This window comes from Mycobacterium rhizamassiliense (assembly GCF_900157375.1).
In the GTDB taxonomy this organism is placed as follows: domain Bacteria; phylum Actinomycetota; class Actinomycetes; order Mycobacteriales; family Mycobacteriaceae; genus Mycobacterium; species Mycobacterium rhizamassiliense.
This window is the reverse complement of sequence record NZ_LT721901.1, coordinates 1-21,963: the sequence shown is the minus strand read 5'-3', so window position 1 is coordinate 21,963 and position 21,963 is coordinate 1. Positions and strand designations below refer to the sequence as shown.

Genomic DNA, 21,963 nt, shown 5'->3' with positions numbered 1-21,963 from the left:
ATCCGCGCCGCCGTTCAAGGGTTATGCCTCGGAATGAGTTCGGCTGCCAGGGTTTCGAGACGAGGAGACGGGGTCGGAACCGCCGCGCCGAACCCCCGCGGGCCGGAACCACCCCATCGGCGCAAACCGCGACGTCCGGGCGCACGCTGGTTCCTGTATTGGTTCTCCGGCGAGAATGTCAACGGCGTCATCGCCCCTTTGGAAGCCGTGCCCGAAGCCGACATCCGCGACACCCTCGCAAACGCCGGCTGCCGCATCGACTTCCTCGGACCCACCACCTTTTGTGGGCAACACGTCAGGTTTCACCGGCAGCTTCGGGAAGCTGCCGAAAGCCCTTCTCCGACAGATGACATCCGAGCGGGCCGAACAGATGGTCCGCATGGCCGGCCACCATCCTGCCGCTCATCGACGACGGGCGCATTCACCTGCCGTGCAACGTCTTCCACGCGACGAAGGTCGTCCATAGGCGAGGACTGAAACCGTGAGAAGCACGAGGTGGTCGGCCGTCAGCCAATCGGCAATTGGATGTTTCTCGAAGACGGCAGCCGTTGGTGCGATGGTCACAACGTGAACCCACCGCCAACGGTCAGCCGGGAAATCGGACAGTGGTCCCGGGCATCAGTTGAACGACTCGACCACGGCATTCCACTTCGACTCCGGCAGCGTCGCGTGGATCGACGCTGATGATCGCCCCCTTTCCGCTGATCCGCAGGTGCAGGTGCAGGCCGCGGTAGTGGATCGGGAATGACAGCACGCCAAGTGTTTCCGGCCAGTACGGGGAGAGGATGATGCGGTTGGACCGGGTTTCCAGCCCGGTAAAGCATCGCTGCATGAGGTCGACGCTGCCGGCCATGGCCGCCAGGTGTATACCTTCGGACGTGGTGCCGCCCTGGATGTCTGAGACGTCGGATTTGAGCGCCTGTTGGAAGAACTCCATTGCACGATCGCGGTTAGCCCGGGCGAGTACCCACGTATGCACCACACCGCTGAGCGTCGACCCGTGCGACGTGCGCGCTAGGTAGTAGTCGACGGTCATCGGGATCTGATCGGGCGTGAACCGGTAGCCGAGCCGTTCGAACACCTCGCGCAACTCATCTGATGACAGCAGGTAGAGCAGCATCAGCGCGTCGGCCTGCTTGGAAGCCTTATAGCGGTTCACGTCGTCGCTCTCGGCTTCCAGGATACGGTCGAGGCGTTGGATATTGCCGTACTGCCGCCGGTAACGGTCCCAATCCAGTTCATCCAACTCACCGTATCCCTCGAACTGGCTGATGACGCCGTCGTGGAACGGGACGTACATCCGTCGACTTACCTCTTCCCAGTGCGCCAGTTCGTCAGTGTGCAGTCCGAGTGTCTCCAGGAGATCGAGTCGGTTCGGCAGCGGCAGCAGTTGCAGTGCGTCGAAGGCCCGCATGATCACCCAGACTGCCATCACGTTGGTGTACGCGTTGTTGTCGATGCCGTCGTAAGGCGCGTCGGGGTAGCCCGAGTGGAATTCATCGGGTCCGATGACGCCTCGGATGCTGTAGCGATCGTGTTCTTCGTCGTAGGTGGCCCTGCTTACCCAGAAGCGTGCGATCTCGGCCAACGTCTCCGCGCCATAGTCGATCAGGTACGCGAGATCCCCGGTGACTTGATAAAAGTTCCACACGCTGTAGGCAACGGCGATGCCGATGTGGTGCGCACGAGCGCTCGAGTCGGGGTTCCACCGGCCGCTGCGCGGATTGAGGTGTAGGCGTTGGCTTTCCTCGCGACCGTCGCTGCCGGATTGCCATGGGAACATCGCGCCGGAGTAGCCCGCCGCCTTGGCGGCGTGACGTGCCTCGGGCAGGCGCCGGTAGCGGTATCCGAGCAGCGACCGGGTGATCATGGGCAGCCGTAAGTTGAGTACCGGGAAGATGAAAAGCTCGTCCCAGAAGATGTGCCCGCGATATGCCTCACCGTGAAGGCCGCGAGCCGGCACCCCGACATCGAGGTCGGAACTGTTGGGTGAAACCGTCTGCAGCAGATGCAGGAGATGCAGTCGCAGGATGCGCAATTCGTCTGTGATGGGTTCGAACTCGATGGACAGGCGCTCCCACAGATGTGCCAAGTCTTTCAGGTGCCCGTCACGCAACTCTGCAAACCGGCCGAGTCGGCTCAGCCAGCGCTGGGCGTCGATGGCGGGTTCGGACGTCGCGACATCGCGGCCGGTGAAGAGGGTCACGATCTTCTCTACCGTCAACGTGTCACCGACTGATAGCCGGATTGCTATGTCGTGACCGATTTCGGCTGCCTGGTCGACGAGGCGGAAGGTGGCCGGGACGGGAGTCCCGTCGCGCCAGACGGTGCTTCGCGCGGCCAGGGCAATGGGAATGCGCGATTGGGTGGTCTGAACTGTCAGGAGCACGGAGTTGTCGTTGATCTCGCGCTTTTCCACTAACCCGAGATGATCGTTGGCCAAGTCCCGGTAGCGCTCGACGAGCGAGTTCGTGACGTTGCCGTCCAGCGTCGAGCGAATCTCGATGGTCCCGGACCAGTCTTCGGCGACGATCGTCGTCTGAAGGGCACCGACGTGGGGCATGTGCATCGCGGCGAATCGTTGCTGTATCAGCGAACTGGTGCGTCCGGCGTCGTCACAGAAGCGCACCTCCCTGGTCAGTACCGCGCCGCGAAGGTCGAGGGTCTGCCGGTAGGACAGCACCCTGACCGCGTCGATGTCGAACCAGCTGCCGCCGTCGACCCGGAAGGTCAGGGCAAGCCAGTTAGGCAGGTTGACCAAACTCTCGTTGTCGATTGCGGCACCCGATACGTCGTCGACGAGACGGTTGTAAACCCCGGCGGCATAGGTGCCCGGATAGTGCACCCGGTCGGCCTTCGATTCGGGCGCCGCGCCCCGGGTGGCGAAGTAGCCATTTCCCACCGTACACAGCGACTCACGAAGCTTCTCATTCTGCGGGTCATACCCCTCAAAGGTGAAATCCCAAGCCTCGGACATAATTTGGTGGTTATTGGCAAGCCAGTGCGATCCCCGTTCGAGGAACTCCCGCACGTGATCGGGACTCTGCAGACTGAAGCGGGCGGCCGTCTTACGGTCGCCATCCTCGTCGTGCCGCACAACAATCCCGATACCGTCGAATCCGACTGCGTCGAAGGCGTCTTCGTCGGTGAGGTCGTCGCCGATGTAGATCGGCAGGAGGGAACCGGTAGCTTCGATACGGTCACGAATCCAGGCCAGCGTGGTCCCTTTGTCCCAGTCGATGTCAGGCCGCAGCTCGACGAGCATGCGCCCGTTGGTCACGCGTAGGCCGTCTCGCTGTCCGAGCTTGTGTGTGGCAGAGATGATCTCGCCGATGTGCTCCGGTGCGACCTCGCGGTAGTGAATCGCGACGGCGAAGCGCTTGTGTTCCACCCGTACTCCGGGAATCTCCGCCAGGCTCTCGCCTACCTCGGCCGCCGCACGCTCAAGGACACCGACTGCGGCGGCGGCCGCTTCGTTGCGGTGATAGCTGCCGTCTGGTTCGGTTAGCTCAAAGCCGTGGCTGCCCGCGTACCAGATACCCGGTATCGGTACGCGGGTGCGGATATCGGCGAGGTCGCGGCCGCTCAGTATGGCGATGGGACACTGCGATGCCAGGCTTTCCAGCGCCTTGGCCGCTCCGTCCGCGAGGGTGGCGGCGCCGGGATCGGCAACGATGGGGGACAACGTTCCGTCGTAGTCGACAAACAGCACGGGTGTTCGGGCACCCAGAACACCGACTATCTGACCGTATGAGTCCACCGCGTCGGGGAGCTCCGAGATTCGCCGGTCACCCGCGCGAACAGCGACTTCGTCGAGATCCGCAACCACAACGTCGGCGCCGCACACCAATAGTCGGTCGGCATGCCCGGTGCGGTCCACACCGATGACGAGTGCGAAACCGCGGTCGCGGGCCGCCGCTACCAGGGCACCGGCGTCATCGACGACGACAGACCGTTGCGGAATAACACCGAGTCGGCGGGTGGCTTCGACGAGGGCCGCGGCAGGGACGCCGTCGTCGACACAGACACCGAAAAGATCATCAATCCCAGCGGCTTTCAAGAGCTGTTGACCGTCCGGGCGCGCCGCGTAGATGGCCGTCGCGACCCCGACGTCAAGCAACTTTCGCACCAGATTGATCGTCGACTCGAGCAGAACACCATCTGTGTCGGCCAGCACAGCGTCGAGGTTGAAGACCACGGCGTAGTGGTAGCGCGGGTCGACGGTGACGGGCGTCATGGCGATGTCCTTGCTCGAGCGGACAACCATTGGTCTCCGGTTGCACGTCGCCGCTCCCCGTCGTTGCGCCTCGGCCCGTCGATGTCTATGGGGTCGGCAACCATCTCGAAAAGTCGCTCGACGTCTTCACGGGTGCAGTGCGCGGTGCCGGGGGTCAGCAGCATGGCCGCGCCAGCACCGATACCCAGCCGCATCGCCTTGTCGAGTCGCCAACCGCGGCTGAGGCCCACGGTGATGCCGGCAACCATGGCGTCGCCGGCACCCACACCGCTACCCGGAGGCACTGTTACCGCCGAATAACGTTGACTTCCATACGGTGTAGCAAGCAGTGCGCCCTGGGGCCCGCGTGACACGACGACGACCTGAGCGCAGCCGTGGTCGATGAGTTCGTGCGCCGCGGCGAGCTGCTCTGACTCGCTGATGAGTCCCCGCCCGACACATTCGCGCAGTTCTCGCACACTCGGCTTGAGCAGAAAGACGCCGGAAGAGATGTGTCGCAGTCCCGGCCCGGAGGTGTCGAGAATCAGCAGCGCACCGCGCTCGCGACAGATGTCGGCGACCCGCTGATAAAAGTCGCTAGGCACGCCGGGCGGCAGGCTGCCGCTCGCCACGACGAAGTCCGCGGATGCTGCCGCAGCACTTAGCTTGTCGAGGCACTCGGTCTGCTCGGCATCGGTGAGCCGCGGACCCGGGAGCACGAACCGATACTGCTGACCGGTGCTGTCCTCGTCTACCGTGAAGCTTTCCCTGGTGGAGCGAGCGACGGTGATCCGCTGCACCGGCACCCCTGAGTCAGCGACAAGATCGGTCACCTTGTCGCCGGCGTGGCCGCCCGCCGGAAAGAGCGCCGATACCGAGGCGCCAAGCACATGGGCGATTCGCGCGACGTTGATTCCGCCGCCGCCGGGATCGTAACGGGGCAGCCCGCATCGCATTTTGTCGGTCGGTGTGACCCGATTGGTGTCCGTAGTGATGTCGAGCGCCGGATTTATCGTCAGGGTCACAATGGTGGTTCCCGACCTCGTCGGTGATTTCATGACCGCTACGCCGGATGCAGCGCTTGACGGTAGAGAGCAGCACCCGCGGTGACTCCCGCGCCGGCGGCAATGAGCAGAACGCGGGCGGCGGGCGAGAGTTCTTCGGCCGCACTACTTAGTGCCGACACCAGCGAGGTGGTATGCATGCTCTCTCGTCGCCGATTGAGACGCGACGGTCGTAGATGCCGGTTAGCCGTTCCAGATCGATGTGCGTGTGATAAGGCGTGGTCGCCATCAATTCGTCTGTCGTTAGCACGGTGGCAGGCAGGTGCCGCCCCAGCCCCAGCCAGTCGGGCGCGAAAGGGCGCCGCGGGTCCATCACCCTCCATCACCAACCAGTTCTTGGGCATTCGTCGCTCTCCTTCGCTTTCACAGGATGGATTGCGACGGCACGGGCCACCAGAGCATTTGGACCTTAATGGGGAGTGATGAACTCCGCGGGTGGTGACATCCGCCAGATAGATCGGTGACTTAGGACCCTCCGGCCCGACGAGTTGGTGGTGGAAGCTAGCGAAGTGACCAACACCGAAGCGCGCCGGTCGGTGAAATGTGCTGAACCCCTGAATCGTTTTCAGTCAGAGGTCGCGGGCGTGCCCGAGGAGAGCGAAATGCAGACAGACCATTACGTCCGCGACATCTCGACTTTACGGATCGAAAACGCCAAAGAAGCTGGCGGCAAGGGCGCCAATCTGGGTGAGCTGGTCGCCGCTGAGCTGCCGGTGCCGCCCGGATTCGTGCTGCTGCGGGCTTGCTACCAGGACTCGATGCGAACGGGTGGAGTGAGCGACGAACTCGCCGCCGCCCATAGCAAGGCCTTGGCGAAAGTCGGCGACAGTTCTGAGCTTGGTGAGCTGTGCGAACGAATGCAGTCCTTGGTGCTCAAGGCCGGCATCACCGATGACGTCCGTGATGGGCTACTGGCGGCCTACCAACGGCTCGGGCCCAAAGCCGTTGTCGCAGTCCGATCGTCAGCGACAGGGGAGGATGGCCGCGAGGCGTCGTTCGCCGGGATGAACGTGACCTTCACCAACGTCACTGGCGACGACGGCCTGGTTGATGCCGTGCAGCGTTGCTGGGCATCGCTGTTCAGCCCCCGGGTTGTCACGTATCGGGCCGGCCGGGGCTTCGCGGCTGATCCGGCAATGGCCGTCGTCGTGCAACTAATGATTCCTGCCGAGCAAGCGGGCGTGGCCTTCACCGCCGACCCGAGCACCGGCGCGGTGGATCGCGTCGTCATCGAAGCCGCGTTCGGACAAGGTGAGGTCGTGGTGTCGGGCCGGGTCGAACCCGATACCTATATCGTCGCCAAGGACAACCTGAGCGTGCTCGACGCCCGCATCGGCCGCAAGACATTCAAGATCGTCCGCGGCCCCGACGGCCATGACCGCACTGTGCAGCTAGACCAAGACGCCGCCGAATCACGCGTTCTCGACGATTCCGCATTGCGACGGATCGCCAGCCTGGCGATCGCAACGGAGCGGCACAATGGTAGCCCGCAAGACGTGGAGTGGGCGATCTCGGCCGGCAAGACGTGGCTGGTGCAAGCCAGGCCGATTACGACGCACGGCATCGTTGCCACCGCTGATACCGATCAGACCACCGTGCTGGCGCGGGGGTTGCCCGCCGCGCCCGGCGTCGCGTCCGGGTTGGTGCGGGTACTGCTTACACCGGACTTGGGTGACCGTTTGGTCGACGGTGAGATATTGGTGGCGCCGATGACCAATCCTGACTGGCTACCCACCATCCGGCGGGCGGCGGCGATCGTCACGGACTCCGGCGGCATGACGTGTCACGCCGCGATCGTGGCCCGCGAGGTAGGGGTGCCCTGCATTGTCGGCGCTCGGAGCGCGACCAGCGACCTTCGGGACGGCACCGTGGTCACGGTTGACGGAACTCACGGGAAGGTTCACGTGGGCCGCCCAACCGCTACGGCACAGACATCGTCGATTGGCCGACCGGCGGCCGCCGGCACCGTCGAAGCCACGGGAACCAAGATATACGTCAATCTCGCGATGCCGGATTCCGCGGAACGCGTTGCGGCACAGGACGTCGATGGTGTCGGCCTGTTACGTGCCGAGTTCATGCTCACTGAAGCACTAGCGGGGCGCCACCCGCGTGACCTCATGGCGCACGGTGAGCAGCGACAGTTGGTCGAGGCGATGGCGGCATCGGTTGGTCGCATCGCCGCCGCATTCACGCCGCGTCCGGTGGTCTATCGCGCAACAGATTTCCGTAGCAACGAGTTCCGCGGTTTGCGCGGTGGTGAGACCTACGAGCCCGTTGAGCACAATCCGATGATCGGTTATCGCGGCTGCTACCGCTACGTCCGGGACCCTGATCTGTTCAGGCTTGAACTGGAAGCACTCGCGCGGGTGCGCGAGCAGAACCCGAACGTGCACTTGATGATTCCGTTTGTTCGAACCGGGTGGGAGCTCGAGGAATGCCTGTCATTGGTCGACGCGAGCCCGCTGGGCCGTCAGCGCGGGCTGCACCGGTGGGTGATGGCCGAGGTTCCTTCGGTGGTGCATTGGCTGCCTGAGTACGTCGGGATGGGTATCGACGGGGTGTCTATCGGCAGCAACGATCTCACACAGCTGATACTCGGAGTCGACCGCGATTCCGACGTGTGCGCGGAATTGTTCGACGAGAGCGATCCCGCCGTCCTCGACGCCATCGCCCAGATCATCGAAAAGTCCAACCTGCTTGGGATTACCTCCTCACTGTGCGGTCAGGCGCCGTCGACCAACCCAGCATTCGCCGAACACCTTGTCCGGCTTGGCATCACGTCGGTGTCGGTTAATCCCGATGCGGTTGACGCGGCGCGACACGCCGTCGGCGCAGCCGAACGACGGCTATTGCTGGAAGCAGCGCGTCGGTCATAGACCACAAAGAACAACGAGGAGATCACTATGAGTATCCGGGTAGGCGTGAACGGCTTCGGGCGGGTAGGCCGAAACTTCTTCCGCGCGGTGGATGTACGACAAGCGGCAGGTACCACCGACATCGAGATCGTCGCGGTGAACGACCTCACGGACAACAAGACTCTGGCGCACCTGCTCAAATACGACTCCGTCCTCGGACGCTTACCGCACGACGTGTCGGTCGACGACGAGGACCTTGTGGTGGGGGAGCAGCGGATCAAGGCGTGGTCCATCGCCGACGGGCCGGCGGCGGTGCCGTGGGGAGATCTCGGCGTGGATGTCGTCATCGAGTCGACCGGTCGGTTCACCGCCGCGGAGCAGGCCCGCGGTCACCTCCACGGCGGCGCGAAGAAGGTGGTGGTGTCCGCGACGTCGAAGGGTGCCGACCTCACCGTTGTGATGGGTGTCAACCACCGCGACTACGACGGCACGCAGACCGTCGTCTCCAACGCCTCGTGCACTACGAACTGCCTGGCGCCGATGGCGATGGTGCTCGACGAGGTGTTCGGAATCGAGCGCGGGCTCATGACCACCGTCCACGCCTACACCCCGGACCAGAATCTGCAGGACGGTCCGCACCGCGACCTTCGGCGCGCCCGCGCCGCGGCGATCAACGTGGTGCCCACGTCCACCGGGGCCGCCCGCGCGATCAGCGTGGTGCTGCCCCAGCTCGAAGGCCGGCTCGACGGGTACGCGCTGCGGGTGCCGGTGCCCACCGGTTCAGCCACCGATCTCACCGTCATCGTCCGCGAGCCGGCAACCGCCCAGGCGGTCAACGCCGCGTTCGCGGCCGCCGCCGGTGGTGAGCTGAAGGGCTTCCTCACCTACACCGAGGATCCCATCGTCTCCTCCGACATCGTGACCGACCCGTCGTCGTGCATCTTTGACTCCGGGCTCACCAAAGTCACTGGTGACCTGGTGAAGATCGTCGGCTGGTACGACAACGAGTGGGGTTACTCTCACCGCCTCGCCGACCTGACCGGCCTGGTGGCGTCTACTCTCTGAGCCGTGCAACTACAGCTGCGGCCCTGACTTCATAGTCGACGTCGAGATACCCAGGGATCCAAGTACAGCAAGCGGGTATTGGCGCCCAGGGCCCGAACCGCGCGGTGCACGAGTATCCGCTGTGCTGTTCGGCGACAGAATGCGGGCGTGGTTGGTCGCGTCCAAATTGCCCGAGCTGTGGATCAACCCATGGCCGTTGACTCGGTGTCTCCGTTGTCTCCTTTCGGGACGGTATCCGTCGACGACGAACAAAGCAGACTAATCCGTGCGGACGCACTCCGGGTTCCGGTTCCAGCCGCGGTCACGTAGCGAACGAATCTTGCGGCGTTGGCGCGGGCGGTATGGGATGACATCGTGGTAACCGAGAAGATGGCCTTCAAGCAGCTGGAAGTCTAGTGAGCTCGGCGTCGCTGAAGGGCCGCTGACGTGCAGGGGTTCGGCTTCGACACGCTGGCGCTGCTGACCGCCGTAGGTTTCGCTGGTCCGTTGCTGGCGTCACTGCCGCGCTCGCGGATTCCGGTAATCATCGGTGAGCTGATCGCGGGGCTCGTCGTCGGCAAGACCGGTTTTGGTGTCATCGATGTCGCCAACCCAACGTTTCAATTGCTCGCAAATATCGGCTTCGCGCTGGTGATGTTCGTCGTGGGCACCCATGTTCCGGTCCGCTGCCACGAGATGCGCTCGGCGGTGCCGCTGGCGCTGGCACGGGTGGTTCTGGGCGGTGCCGTCGCGGTGGCTCTCGGTGTCGGGCTGGCAGCGGAGTTCGGTACTGGCCATGCGGCGCTTTACGCGGTGCTGATGGCGTCTTCGTCGGCGGCGTTGGCATTGCCGGTGATCGATTCGTTGCGGTTGCAGGGACCGCGGATGCTCTCCGTGACTGCGCAGATCGCTATTGCTGATGCTGCGTGTATCGTGTTGCTGCCGTTGGTGATCGACGTCCGGAGGACACCAACGGCAGCACTGGGTGCGCTGGCAGTCACGGGCTGCGCGGTGGTGCTGTTTGTGTTGCTGCGCGCGGTCGACCGCAGGGGCTGGCTTCAGCGCGTGCACGTCTATTCCGAGAAGCACCGGGTTGCGCTGGAATTGCGGACCAACCTGTTCGTGCTGTTCGCGCTGGCGGCGCTGGCCGTCAGCACCCACGTGTCGATCATGTTGGCGGGCTTCGCGTTAGGTTTGGTGATCGCGGCGGTCGGCGAACCGCGACGGTTGGCGCGGCAGCTATTCGGTATCACTGAGGGGTTCTTCAGCCCGCTGTTCTTTGTCTGGCTGGGCGCCTCGCTGCAGGTGCGCGAACTGGGCTCCCACCCGAAATTTATTCTGCTGGGAGTAAGCCTCGGGCTAGGTGCTGTGCTGGCGCATTGCGCGGGAAAGCTGCTCGGCCAGCCGCTGACACTTGCGGTGCTGTCGGCCGCGCAACTCGGCGTACCGGTGGCGGCGGCCACTATCGGCACCGAGGAACACCTCCTCGTCACGGGGGAAGCATCGGCGTTGATGTTCGGCGCGTTGCTGACGATCGCCTGCACATCCATCGCGGGCGCGTTGGTGGCGCGGCCAGACCGCCGCAAAGGCAAACAAATCCGCTGAGACCGACCAGCCCACGTAGCGCGGCGTCGACGGGTCCAACCGCAGGCATGACGCGATCGGCGTTATTCGGCTGCTTCGCCTTCCCTGCGTCTTGTCTGGCACAAATGCCTCATACATTGATGTGTCGTTGAGCAGTCCGTGAGCGTAGAGCTCGAGAGCCGGCAGAATCATGTCCTTGCGGTAGTCCCGTAACACCGAGAACCGCTACGCCCGCGAGACCCATGACGTCGAGCAGGTCACTGGTCAACCCGCGCAGACCGTCGAGCAGTACGTCGGCTCGCACCCGGAACTGTTTGCCTAAATCCCCTGCCGTTGGGAACTTTCGACGCAATTGGCAGGCATGCGTCGAGCCAGTCGGTGGATTGGCCGCGGCTCGTGAATTCGCGCGCGAGACCAGCTACTCCTCATCGTCGATGACGTGAACTGCGGCCTCCTCGGCGGAGGCTGCGCCTCCGTCAATACCCACGTCATCAGCCGTGAATCGCGGAGTCGGCTCCCTCTGTCGGGCGCCGGGTTCGGGCGGTGTCGGCCGTCGTGGGTTCGTCCTGGACGAGGGTGAAGTAATTTTCTTCTTCCTGGACGAAGTGCAGCCGCAGCAGGGTGTACAGACCGTACAGGCACGCCAGCAGGTCATCGACTTGGTCGGACTGGATCGCTCCGGCCGATTGGGCCAGGCCCACGTGGGCGCCGATCCGATCGGCGAGCCGCAGGATCTCGGCATGGGTGCGGCTCATGGTGGCGGTAGCCTCGTCGCTGCCCAGCGGCCGCGCCAACGCCGGATAGAGCTGGGTTTCCTCCGCGCGTTCATGGGGCAGGATCCGGTCGGTGAGCAAACGGTGTGCGGTGGTCAGCGATTCCAGCGCCGCGGAGTCGGGGGCGGCGGCCAGCCGGTCGGCGCTGTCGCGCAGCAGCCCGAGGGTGTCGCGCAGTTCGTCATGTTCGGCGGCGAAGTGGCGCAGCATTTGTTCGGTGCCAGCGGGCAGCACCACCTCGGCGGCGGGGTTACCGCGCAGGGCCCGTAACGCGTTGAGGATCACCGCGACGTCGATGCCCTCCTGCAGCAGCGCACCCGCCGCCGGCGGCAGCCAGCCCAGCGCGGCGATCACCATCGCCAGCAGCGACAGGCTCATGCCCACCGCCGCGCTTTGCACGGCGATACGCCGCGACCAGCGGGCGATATCTATTGCATCGGCGAGCCGATCGACACGATCGGTGGTCAACACGACGTCGGCGGCCTCCGAAGACGCAGTGGCTCCCCGAGCACCCATCGCCACACCCACCGTCGCCGCCGCCAGCGCCGGCGCGTCGTTGATCCCATCGCCCACCATCACCGTCACCGCACGGTCCCGCTCGGCGCGCACCGCGGCGACCTTATCGGCCGGGGTCTGTTCGGCGTAGACCTCGTCGAGTCCCAGCACCGTGGCGACCTCGCGGGCCGGCTCGGCGCGGTCACCGGTGAGCATCACCAGTCGATTCAGGCCAGCCGCACGCAAGCGCCGCACCGTGCGGGGCGCGTGACGGCGCAACGGATCCCGCAACAACACCGCACCGGCCGGCTCACCTTCGATGCACACCCACGCGATAGCCGCGCCGTCCAATCCGGCCCGGTTAACCACCCCACGCGCCCACGCGCTGGTCACCGCGTCAGCGGGCAGTTTTCCGGCGCTCATCCTTCGCGCGCCGATCGTCGCGGTGACGCCCCGGCCGGGCTCCTCAGTCACATCGGTCGGCAAAGACAACTTCAGACCCCGAGCGAGCGCTTCGCTCACAATGGCCTCGGCTAGCACGTGCGGGGACAGCTGATCCACCGACGCGGCCAGTCGCAGCACCTCCGTCGCGTTACCGCCGGGCGCGGCGACCACGTCGATGACCACCGGACGCCCCATCGTCAGGGTGTGCCGGTCTTATCCATCACCAAAGTCGTTGCATGCCCGAGGTTTTCCAACGCGCCACCGCTGCGGATGATCACTCCGGCGCGGGAAGCCCGCGACAGCCCCGAGACGATCGCTACCGGCGCCGCGAGCAGCAGCGGACATGGGGTCGCCACCACCAGCACGGCCACCGCTCGCACGGGTGAGCCGCTGGCCAGCCACGCCGCACCGGCTAGGAGCAGCGCCAGCGGCAAGAACCACGCCGCGTAGCGGTCGGCCAACCGCACGATCGGCGCATTCTCGGCACCGGCCTGCTGCGCCAAGCGCACGATGCCGGCGTAGGTGCTGTCATCGGCCGTTGCGGTGGCGCGCAGTTCAAACGCGCCGCCGGCGTTGACCGCACCGCTACGGACGGGTTCACCAACACGGCGTTCAACCTGCAAAGGCTCACCGGTCAACACCGACTCATCCAGCACCGCGACCACGTCGACAACGCGGCCGTCCACCGGCACCACCTCGCCTGGGCCGACGACCAGCAGATCATCGACGGCCACCTCGTCCAGCGGGATCACGCTGACCTGCGTGCCGACACGTCGCCGTGCGAAACGTGGCGCCCGCTCCAGCAGGGCCCGAAGATCGTGAGATGCACGCCGCGCAGCCGCCGCGTCGAGCGCCCGGCCGCCGGCTAGCATCACCGCGATCAATGCCCCAGCCAGATACTCGTGAACGAGCAGCGTGCCAACCAGCGACAGCACCGCAATGACATCCACGCCGAGCCGCCCGTGGCGCAGCGCCACCACAACCCACACCAACGCCGGCAGCACCGCGAGCACGGTGCCGGCGATCCAGCAGCCGTCGGCGATATCGCGCCGTCCGACCAGCCACGCGATCCCGCCAGCGGCCAGCGCACCCACCGTGAGCACCACCAGGACCGGTTCGATCAGGGGGCGTAGCCGCGAAAACCACTGCGCGACCACAGAATCCGTACCGCCCATCACCACCACTAATCCTCTCGGCCGCCACTACCAGAGCGCACCGCGGGGTCGGTGGCGGAACGAACTCACACTGATTCGATCAGTAGCGACCAGCGATATACAGGGTCGCAATACCTCGCCATGGCAGGCCGAAAGACCCGCGCGACCAGTGAGGAGCGTAAGTCTCCGGGCAGGGCGACTGGTGTTGGCGATGCGCCGCAACACTTCGGTTTCCCGAGCTTCGCTGGGCACCGCCAGGCCCCAATCGTCGCCGTCGCGGCGATCGCTGACTACAGGCTGTGACGCCGCGCGGAACGGTGCACTTAGGCGTTGAAGGAAACCCGGTGTAGGCCACGTGCTCGCGCGCATTCGATAGCGGCCTGACGGGCGTATGAGATGCACGGGTTAGCGTGATGCCCGGATGCGCCGCTATGACTCGCGGGCGACGATCACCACCGTCTGCGCCGCATGCGCGACGGCCGTGCTCACCGAACCCAGCAGCATGCCGGCGAATCCGCCGCGACCGTTACTGCCGACGACGACGAGTTGTGCGGACTCCGAGTGCTCGACAAGTTGACGAGCCGGCTGATCGCGCACCATCACACGTCGCACCGTGACATCGGGGTAGCACTCCTGCCATCCGGCGAGCCACTTGGCCAGCGCCACTTGTGCTTGCACTTCCATCGTCGCGAAATCCAGACCTTACACTTCCGACACGCGGACGTCCGACCACGCATGCAGTGCCACCAAGTCCACCCCCCGGCGAAAGGCCTGGTCAAAGGCGATCTCGGTCGCCAGTTCCGATGCGGGCGAACCATCGATTCCCACCAGCACCGGTGGCTGCGCGGGCGGCGGGGCCTCATCATGGACGACCGCGACCGCGACCGGGCACTGCGCATAGTTCACAAGGCCGGTGCTGACCGAGCCGAACGGGACCTGGCTAAACGCGCCGTCGCCCCGCCATCCCGAGACCATCATGTCGGCAATCTTGGACTGATTGACGAGCGTGGAAACGGTCGGGCCATGTACCACCACGCTGTACACGAACGGCGGGCCATGGTCGGCGGTGCTGTCGGCGACCGCCCTGCGCGCGTCTTCGAGAATTTGCCTCGCTTTGTCGTCCTGCCGCTCGAAATAGTCTTGAGGTATCGGAATCTCCGGCCACGGCGTAACCGCCGGCACGACCGGAGCGATGACGTGCATGAGTGTTAGCGGAACATTGCGCATCGCAGCATCGCAGCATCGCGAGCCGCCCAGTTGACCGCCGCCATCGACGACGCCAGTGATCTGCGGTTGCTGGTTGCCGATCGGCAGGTGTGCCGGGCGTAAGGCCGTTAGTCCGCTGCTCAGCCTCTCCAACCGCGAACCTTAGGTCGGGCCGCCTGGTGTGTTATCGGGTGTAGCTTATGGGTGAGTTATTGGGCTCTTAGATGGTAGTGTCTCGGGTAGATCAATATGGAGGTGCGATATGCCGGTCTTGACCGTCTCTGCGGCGCAGCGACTCGATGATCAGGCAGCGACGCTTTCGATCCGCGAGATCGCCGCATATCTGCAAGAAGCTGTCGGCCAACGCGTCGCGGCGGCGATGGCGGGCTTGGCTGACGCCAAACAAATCGGTCGCTACGCGCGCGATGGCGGCCCGGAACCTCACGGCGCGACCGAGCGCCGGTTACGCGAGGGCTACAAGGTCGTCAGGATGCTCGTCGACGCCTACGACGACAAGACGGCGCGGGCGTGGCTGTTTGGCACCAACACGCGCTTGGACGATCGCGCGCCGATCGAGGTGCTCGGTGCGGCGATCGACACCGCGGAGTTCGCGATGGTCGTACGGGCCGCACGGCAGGTCGCCAGCTTCCAGTCGTGATCGCGGCGCCCGAGCAAGGGCGAACCCTGTGGCGGGTCGGCTATTACGCTGACCCGCTCGGCTTCACTCCGCTCGAGCTGTACCAGTTCAGTCACCGTTTCGACGACGTCCACCGCCGTTTCCGCACGCTCTATTGCGCTGACTCGGCCGAAACGTGTCTGCGCGAGGTGCTGGCCGACTTCCGGCCGAACCTCGGCGCGCTGCGCCGCCATGTCGAGCGCTACGGACCCGAGGCCGCTCAAGACTTCACTGAGAAGCCGGTCACTGCGCAGTGGCGCATACAGCACGTCCTCGTTCCCACAGTCCTCAAGCTCGATGGCCCCTTGATCGACCTGACCGACGTCCCCACACGCCAGGAGATCGAGCATCGCCACGTCGAACTGCTGCTCGCCCACGACCTGCAGCACCTCGATCTCCACGAGATCACCACCAGTCGCCGCGCCATCACGCAGACGATCGCCGCGGACCTTTTTGACCGAGGCGCCGGCGCCGTCCGCTTCCCGTCCCGCCTGGACGGCAACGCTTGCGTCGCACTCTTCGAGGGCCGCGGCACCGCGAGCTTGGCGGGAGACCTCATCGCGCTCACCGACCCGCCGCCGCAACCGCTCACCAACGTCACCACGCCGTGGGGCCTGATGCTTGAGCCGGCGCCGTGAAACTGCTCCCAAATTGCACTGCATCCAGCCTGTCAGTTGCGGCCGATTTGGGTCATCTCATGGGGCCAATATGGGGCCAACGAGCCAGACCGACTGATCCAACACGTCCGAATGCCGGTCGCGCGGCTGGTCGGACCGGCTGAAACACGTTGGTGTAGGCCCGAACTCCGCCTGAAGAACGGAAGGTCGGTTGGATAATCCCGGTTATCCACGGCCAAAGTCTCCGTTATCATGTTGTCGCACAATATATCCCATCCACCCGGGAGAGTTGGTCACGCCGGGCAAGCAAGTGAAAGCCGCCGCCAACTGGTCCTCGCGGTTGCCTTGGGCGCCCGTTTGGCATGGTCAATGGCGAGTGGCGGTGGTTGCGTCGCAGCTCGAGCACGTGTCGATCACGGTTGTGTGAGGGCGCGTGTCGTCGGGAAACGGAAGCCCTCAGTTGCCGCAGCCTGGCGCTATGGGCGATGCCTCGAACGTGCGGCACGACACCATCGTGGTGCCCGAGACGATGAGCCCGGCCCAAGTAAGGGCGCTGGCGGAGCGGAAGGCTCAGGCTCAAGTCGGCGACGATGACATGGTCGCTTTTTTGCATCTCCGCGGATCACGGCCGGTCGGCGGTGAGCATGGCACCGAGGTCGAGTGGCGGTACAGTTACCAGGTGATACCGCCTGGCGGCCCCGCTGCTGATACGGCCGACTGACCGCAGCGGACAGGCGGTGCGTCGTGGAGGGTGGTGTCGCCTTTGCCGCTATAGCGCTTCACTACCGAATACGCCGAGATCGAATATGGCGGGTTACCGGTAAACCTTGGCGAGTCTATTATCATGTTGCCGCACACTGTATTTCGGTGCCGCGCCATCACCGATAACCACGGAGTCACCGTCATACGTAACCTAGCCTACGTCTGATGTGAGGTCGCCAAGGAACTGCAGCCAGCAAACAAGACGACTTGACCGCAGGGCCATCCTTGGGCACCTGGTTCGAAAAAACCGTTCGTTAGGGTGCGACCCGATCCGCTTCACCTTCGGTCAGTACACGGCCGGCCACCTCGACCAGATCGGCGTCGGCCAGCGCCGCGGCCACCGCGTGCGCACGCTGGGCACGGCTGCGGGGCAGACCCGCTGGGCACGGCGGCTCAGCCAGACCGAGCTTGGTGAAGGTGCGGTCGAGATCCTGATGGGAACGCGACCCCATCGAGGTGATCAGGGGTGTCAGCAACACCTGCAAGGCAGCCCGGTCGACGTGAGCCATTTGGGTCGATCGTTGCAGAGCGCACCGACATCGGTGGGCGGCGCGCGCCGCTGGCGATCGGTCGGCCGATGAGGACCCGTGTCGGGTTCGCTTCGAGGGGTCCGCGCCGCCGTGGTGCTACCAGCCGTCGGTGTCGTCGATGAGACCCAGTTCGTCCAAGAAGCGGCTGGGTCCCGATGAACTGGTTTTGCCTGAGCGCCACTCGACGAACCCTGAGTACAGCAGCAGAAGTTCATCGCGTGCCCGCGTCAGTGTGACGTAGAACTTTCGCCGCTCTTCGCGCATCTCGGCGGCGTCCCAGTCGGCCGCGAAGTACGGGATCCGACGTTCGTCGAGGCCCAGCACCGCGATCGCATCGTATTCGAGGCCTTTGCTTGCGGTCATGGTGCGGACTTCGACGCGGTCGGTCAGGCGCGCACGTTCGGCCAGCTCGGCCAGGGGTGCGTGACCGGTGGGGCCCGGCTGCACAGCGGTGCGCAATTTGGACACCTCCAGTGCGTCGATGGCCAACCTGGGGCGGGTCAGGACCGACTGCATTCCGGCGGCGTCGATCGCCTCGACGAAGTTGAGGGCCGACGCGCTGGCCGCGACGCGTGACTGGTCGAGCAGCACCGCCGTGAGCTGCACATCCTTCTGGGTGGTCCATTGGTCTGCCAGCATGTAGCGCCACGTCCGCAGCAGATCGGCCAGGCGGTAGTGGCTGGTCTCTTTGCCGAAACAGCACCACGCTGCGCAGGCTTCGATGAACATCGTCACCCGGGTCAATCTGTAGTCGTCTCTGCTGCGGTAGAGCGCGGGAATACCTGCCTGCCGCAGTGTGTCGGCGACTTGCTCGCATTGCTCGTTGGCCGGGCACAGCACGCCGATTTCGTGCAGCGGGTAGCGATCGCGGGCCTCGGTGATCCAGTCGACGGTGTAGCGGCATTGCTCGGCGAACCCCGTGGGGCAACACTGCGCCCGGGCGGTGCCGCCGTCGCGGTCGGTGACGGCGGCGGCGCTTTCCTTGAACGTTTGAGCCATGGCGATGATGCGGCGTCCGCACCGGTAGTTGGTCTCCAGGGTGACCGGTGTGACCTGGGGATGGCAGGCCAGCCGCTCCAGCAACTCGGGCATCGTGCCGGTGAATCCGTAGATTGCCTGATCGGGATCCCCGACCGCGAACAGTTGGCAGCCGGCGCCCGGATTCAAGCACAGCGTCTGGATCACCCGATCCAGGCCAGGTTCGAGGTCCTGGTACTCGTCGACGTAGATGCGTGGATATTTGGCTGTCAGGGCCCGGCGCACGAGATCGGAGTGCTCGGTCATCTCGATGGCCAGTTCGACGAGTTCGTTGAAGTCGGTGAGGCCCTCGGCGTGCAGCGCCTCGACGTATCTGTCGGCGATGATTTTCATGCGAGCGTCGTGGCGGCCCCATTGCTCGTCGGTGGCCATGCGCCGACGGTTGATGCGGACCGTTGAGGGGATGTTGCGGATATCGGCGTGTGGTCCGTAGACGTCGTAGACGATGCTGTTGAGGATCGCTTCGGCCTGGCTTTCGCCCACAATCGTGATCGTGCTCAGATCGTGTCGCCCAAGCAGCGCGGCGAAGGGGATGATGATCTCGTTGAGCAGGAAACTGTGCACCGTTCCGATGAAAATGTTCGGCCGCCGGAAATGGTGCAGCTCCTCGACGCGGGCACGCAATTGCTCAGCGGCTGCGACGGTCAGCGTCACGCAGGCCGTGCCACGCGGCTCGCTGATGTGATGCAGCAGATCCCAGGCCATCCGGGTGGTGAGGACTTCGGTTTTGCCGCTGCCCGGTGGGGCCAGAACGACGCACTGGCCCTCGGTGCGAAACGCCTGCCACTGCCGGGGGTTATTCCGCATCCGCGCGATCGACTCCGAGAGCGAGGTCATCTACGTCTGTGCCAGATACCTCAGCGCCTGGTCCACATAACCCGGCGGCTCGATGCTGGCCTCAGCCAGGCGCTGGGCGTAGCGGCCCTTGCCGCCCGCGTTGGCGATGGCCCGCATGAACGTGTCTTGATCAGGAACGGTGTCACCCCACCCCTTGATGACGGCCGCCGACGGCGCAGCCGACAGTGCGGTCAGGGCGTCGAAGGCCGCCGCCACGTTGCGCGGCTCGGATGCGACCAGGTCGTATTCGAACGTGGTGTTCCCGACGAAACATCCGTGCGCCGACGGTGGCCCGGCCAGTTCGAGTGAGGCGATCAGGTCGGCGGCACGTTTGCCGCCCCGGGATACGCCCGCGGTGTCGGGGTCGCCGTCGGTTAGCACGGCCCACGGAATCGACAGCGCCGCGCAGAACCTCACATACGAGCCGAAATGTGTGCCGTGCACCGCGCACACCGAGATTCCCAGCTTGTCGAGGTCGATGCCGATCTGGGCGGCCATGACAGGCACCAGGACCTGCTCGGCGAAGCCCTCGACGAGCAGAACCTTTCGCGCGAACACGATTTCGGCGCGGGTGGCATCCAGATAGCGGGCGATGTCGTTCCATTCGCCGGGTTGCAGCACCGCGCTTGTCGCGGCGCACACCGTGGTCTGATCGTCCTGGGAGCGCAGCATGATGAGCTTGCGGGGATCGGTGACACTGACGATGTGCGGGGACTGCGTCGTCACGACGACGGTGCGCTCGTCGTTGGCCTCGGTCAGGACCTGCCGGAAGATGACACGCTGCAGGTGCGGATGCAGGTGGGCTTCAGGCTCCTCGATCGCCACCACAGTGTGGGCGATCACCTGGTCGGACAGCCGGTCTTGGAGCCCCAAATCGAGCAGCGCCAAATAGATGATGTTCAGCGTGCCCAGGCTCGCGCTGGACAACCGGCGCCGCAGCGGCCCGTCGACGAAAATCCGCATGCTGCGGATCAGTCGCATCGGGTCTTCGGGAGCGACCGCAAGGTCAGTGTCGACCGCCTGATATGGCCCGACCATCTCGGTGAGGCGTTCGCTGATCCGTCCGCTCAGGTCCCGGATCTGATCCAGATCGTTGACGCGGTCGTTGGTCGTGCGCATCGCGGCGCGCACCTGGGTCAGATCATCATCGGACACCTCGCGCGCCGCACGTTCCAGGAGCTCCCGCAGCGGCGAGCCGCGCCAGCGCGCGATGTCGCTTTCGACATCGCGAAGCGCCGGCAGCAGATGGAAATGCAGCTGCCGGCGCACCGAGGTGGAGATATCGCGGGTATAGCTATCGCCGCCGTAGACCCGGCCCTGATAGCGCGAGGCGAGCGGTATCGCATCGTCGCCCATGTCGACCGGCCCGAACCGATAGGTCAGGCGCGCGTGGGGCGGGTCTTGCTCGACCAGAGCGTCAGCCAGTGCGGTCAGCACCCGGGCATTGTCGGCGAACCCCACAATGTCGATCGACACTTCGATGACATGGCCGGCGGACAGCGGATCCCAGTCCGGGGACCCGTCGCTGAGGCCGTCCCAGAAGTCGTCGCGGTCCAGCTGCCGATCAGCGATCGACAGCGTTGTGTCAAGGACGAGCCGCAGCGCGTGAATGAGATTCGATTTGCCAGAACGGTTCTCACCGACAATACCGAACCCGGATCCAGCGGTAAGTCGATCGCGGCGAGATTGCGGAAATTTTGGACACGGATCCGCTGGATGCGCATAGACATTCACTACCTCACAACCGTAGCCGCCGTCCACGACGCCGCGCTATCGCGCCGGAACCCGCGCACCAGACGGACAAGACACCTCCGGGCCGCCCTTGGTGCGGACGGCGTCAGCGGGCGCGACCACCTCGACTGTCCGGCGCGGCAATGAGCCCGACCGTCGCGCGACACGCGCGACACACCGAGAGTTGATGAATTCGGCAAACAATCGCAACAAATAACTACACTATTGTGATTTGTTATTTGGCGCTCCCACCTGGGAGTTCGCAAGCCACTGCACAGACTGGGTGGGCGCGCTCGAACCGTATCTCCATTGATGCAGATTCGTGGCCGCTTCGACATACCGGGAGTTGACCGGTCGGGCACTTATGCTTCCAAGAAGGTCCAGACCGAAGGTTGGTTTGGACCGAGCTCCTCGGTCTGGGACCCTCTTGGCTGCTTTGGCTGGCAGGCCTTGACGGTAACACCGGCGCCCGCCGGGGGCGGTGGCAACCCGCCGCTGCCCGACCTTGGACTTTGACAAGCACGGGTGAAGCCGTGCCTGAACAGTGCAAGGACCACACTATGGCCAAGAAGCAAATGCCGAACAGTCGCGACGTCGTTCCGAATCCCGGCGGCGGGTGGGACGTCAAGAAGCCGGGTGCGACCCGTTCCAGCGCCCACACCGACACCCAGAGGGAAGCGACCCAGCGCGCCGGCGAGATCGTGCACAACAGCGGTGGTGGTGAGGTGCGCATCCATGGCCGGGACGGCAAGATCCGCGACTCCAACACCATTGCGCCGGGTAACGACCCCTACCCGCCGAAGGGCTAGGTGTGATGTCCAGGGAGGTTGTCCCGTTCGGTGTCGGTGAGCCTGTGTGACAGGTGAAGGCCTCCGGTTGTGAAGTGGAGCTGTCTAGAAACCGCTTCACCAACCAGGAGGCCTTCGTGTCCCACGTT

At 64.9% G+C, this 21,963-nt stretch carries 13 protein-coding genes and 3 pseudogenes; 7 read left to right on the top strand and 9 right to left on the bottom strand.

Annotation, left to right across the window (positions count from 1 at the left end; all coding sequences use genetic code 11):
- Window positions 1-586: 586 nt before the first annotated feature.
- The 3 genes and pseudogenes from otsB to MRAB57_RS28995 form a co-directional block, all read right to left on the bottom strand.
- The gene (otsB, locus tag MRAB57_RS00085) at window positions 587-4,237 is read right to left on the bottom strand and encodes a trehalose-phosphatase (protein ID WP_077090289.1); all 3,651 of its coding nucleotides are present in this window, start codon (window positions 4,235-4,237) and stop codon (window positions 587-589) included.
- Window positions 4,234-5,274 (bottom strand): 1-phosphofructokinase family hexose kinase, encoded by a 1,041-nt coding sequence (locus tag MRAB57_RS00080; protein ID WP_083743248.1) that lies wholly within the window; start codon window positions 5,272-5,274, stop codon window positions 4,234-4,236. Before MRAB57_RS00080 ends, otsB begins: the two co-directional genes overlap by 4 nt.
- Before the next feature lie 151 nt (window positions 5,275-5,425).
- Window positions 5,426-5,624, bottom strand: a pseudogene (locus MRAB57_RS28995) (3-oxoacyl-ACP synthase); the annotation flags it as partial.
- 258 nt (window positions 5,625-5,882) lie between these two features.
- Here MRAB57_RS28995 and ppsA point away from each other — a divergent pair.
- The 3 genes from ppsA to MRAB57_RS00060 all read left to right on the top strand — a co-directional run bounded on the left by ppsA (window position 5,883) and on the right by MRAB57_RS00060 (window position 10,784).
- Entirely contained in the window at window positions 5,883-8,156 is a 2,274-nt protein-coding gene (ppsA, locus tag MRAB57_RS00070; protein ID WP_077090288.1) for a phosphoenolpyruvate synthase, read from the top strand.
- Between the two features lie 27 nt (window positions 8,157-8,183).
- A complete protein-coding gene (gap, locus tag MRAB57_RS00065; protein ID WP_077085747.1) occupies window positions 8,184-9,200 on the top strand; it encodes a type I glyceraldehyde-3-phosphate dehydrogenase in 1,017 nt (338 codons plus the stop codon).
- 426 nt (window positions 9,201-9,626) lie between these two features.
- Window positions 9,627-10,784, top strand: coding sequence for a cation:proton antiporter (locus MRAB57_RS00060; RefSeq protein ID WP_077085746.1), 1,158 nt, complete (start codon window positions 9,627-9,629; stop codon window positions 10,782-10,784).
- Window positions 10,785-11,181: 397 nt separating this feature from the next.
- On the opposite strand, the gene MRAB57_RS29355 is transcribed toward MRAB57_RS00060, so the two are convergent.
- The 3 genes and pseudogenes from MRAB57_RS29355 to MRAB57_RS00040 form a co-directional block, all read right to left on the bottom strand.
- Complete coding sequence (locus tag MRAB57_RS29355) at window positions 11,182-11,418, bottom strand: DUF5709 domain-containing protein (protein ID WP_281254349.1); 237 nt, start codon at window positions 11,416-11,418, stop codon at window positions 11,182-11,184.
- Window positions 11,321-13,650 (bottom strand): annotated as a pseudogene (locus tag MRAB57_RS00045) (heavy metal translocating P-type ATPase); the annotation flags it as partial. The gene MRAB57_RS29355 and the pseudogene MRAB57_RS00045, both read right to left, overlap by 98 nt.
- A 408-nt stretch (window positions 13,651-14,058) precedes the next feature.
- Window positions 14,059-14,900, bottom strand: a pseudogene (locus tag MRAB57_RS00040) (universal stress protein).
- Between the two features lie 197 nt (window positions 14,901-15,097).
- Between MRAB57_RS00040 and MRAB57_RS00035 the strand changes: the two are divergent.
- From MRAB57_RS00035 to MRAB57_RS00025, 3 genes are all read left to right on the top strand, one after another.
- On the top strand, window positions 15,098-15,493 hold the full coding sequence (locus tag MRAB57_RS00035) for an XRE family transcriptional regulator (protein ID WP_077085745.1): 396 nt from the start codon (window positions 15,098-15,100) through the stop codon (window positions 15,491-15,493).
- Entirely contained in the window at window positions 15,490-16,149 is a 660-nt protein-coding gene (locus MRAB57_RS00030) for an RES family NAD+ phosphorylase (protein ID WP_077085744.1), read from the top strand. The genes MRAB57_RS00035 and MRAB57_RS00030 overlap by 4 nt, the downstream gene beginning before the upstream one ends.
- Window positions 16,150-16,606: 457 nt before the next feature.
- Window positions 16,607-16,849 carry a hypothetical protein gene (locus MRAB57_RS00025; protein WP_077085743.1) on the top strand — a complete coding sequence of 81 codons (243 nt, stop codon included), beginning with the start codon at window positions 16,607-16,609 and terminating at the stop codon, window positions 16,847-16,849.
- Between the two features lie 295 nt (window positions 16,850-17,144).
- On the opposite strand, the gene MRAB57_RS00020 is transcribed toward MRAB57_RS00025, so the two are convergent.
- The 3 genes from MRAB57_RS00020 to MRAB57_RS00010 form a co-directional block, all read right to left on the bottom strand.
- Window positions 17,145-17,399: a hypothetical protein gene (locus MRAB57_RS00020; protein WP_077085742.1), complete on the bottom strand. Its 255-nt coding sequence runs from the start codon at window positions 17,397-17,399 to the stop codon at window positions 17,145-17,147.
- 117 nt (window positions 17,400-17,516) lie between these two features.
- The gene (locus MRAB57_RS00015; protein ID WP_077085741.1) at window positions 17,517-19,295 is read right to left on the bottom strand and encodes an ATP-dependent helicase; all 1,779 of its coding nucleotides are present in this window, start codon (window positions 19,293-19,295) and stop codon (window positions 17,517-17,519) included.
- Window positions 19,296-21,056: an ATP-dependent nuclease gene (locus MRAB57_RS00010; protein ID WP_077085740.1), complete on the bottom strand. Its 1,761-nt coding sequence runs from the start codon at window positions 21,054-21,056 to the stop codon at window positions 19,296-19,298. It abuts the gene before it with no gap.
- 530 nt (window positions 21,057-21,586) lie between these two features.
- Between MRAB57_RS00010 and MRAB57_RS00005 the strand changes: the two genes are divergently transcribed.
- Window positions 21,587-21,835, top strand: coding sequence for a DUF2188 domain-containing protein (locus tag MRAB57_RS00005; RefSeq protein WP_077090287.1), 249 nt, complete (start codon window positions 21,587-21,589; stop codon window positions 21,833-21,835).
- Window positions 21,836-21,963: the final 128 nt, after the last annotated feature.

Coding starts and splice junctions, on each gene's coding strand:
- MRAB57_RS00025 (WP_077085743.1), top strand. CDS start 16,607: ATGGGCGATGCCTCGAACGTGCGGCACGACACCATCGTGGTGCCCGAG.
- ppsA (WP_077090288.1), top strand. CDS start 5,883: ATGCAGACAGACCATTACGTCCGCGACATCTCGACTTTACGGATCGAA.
- MRAB57_RS00005 (WP_077090287.1), top strand. CDS start 21,587: ATGGCCAAGAAGCAAATGCCGAACAGTCGCGACGTCGTTCCGAATCCC.
- MRAB57_RS29355 (WP_281254349.1), bottom strand. CDS start 11,418: ATGACCTGCTGGCGTGCCTGTACGGTCTGTACACCCTGCTGCGGCTGC.
- MRAB57_RS00080 (WP_083743248.1), bottom strand. CDS start 5,274: ATGAAATCACCGACGAGGTCGGGAACCACCATTGTGACCCTGACGATA.
- MRAB57_RS00020 (WP_077085742.1), bottom strand. CDS start 17,399: ATGGCTCACGTCGACCGGGCTGCCTTGCAGGTGTTGCTGACACCCCTG.
- gap (WP_077085747.1), top strand. CDS start 8,184: ATGAGTATCCGGGTAGGCGTGAACGGCTTCGGGCGGGTAGGCCGAAAC.
- MRAB57_RS00015 (WP_077085741.1), bottom strand. CDS start 19,295: ATGACCTCGCTCTCGGAGTCGATCGCGCGGATGCGGAATAACCCCCGG.
- MRAB57_RS00035 (WP_077085745.1), top strand. CDS start 15,098: ATGCCGGTCTTGACCGTCTCTGCGGCGCAGCGACTCGATGATCAGGCA.
- otsB (WP_077090289.1), bottom strand. CDS start 4,237: ATGACGCCCGTCACCGTCGACCCGCGCTACCACTACGCCGTGGTCTTC.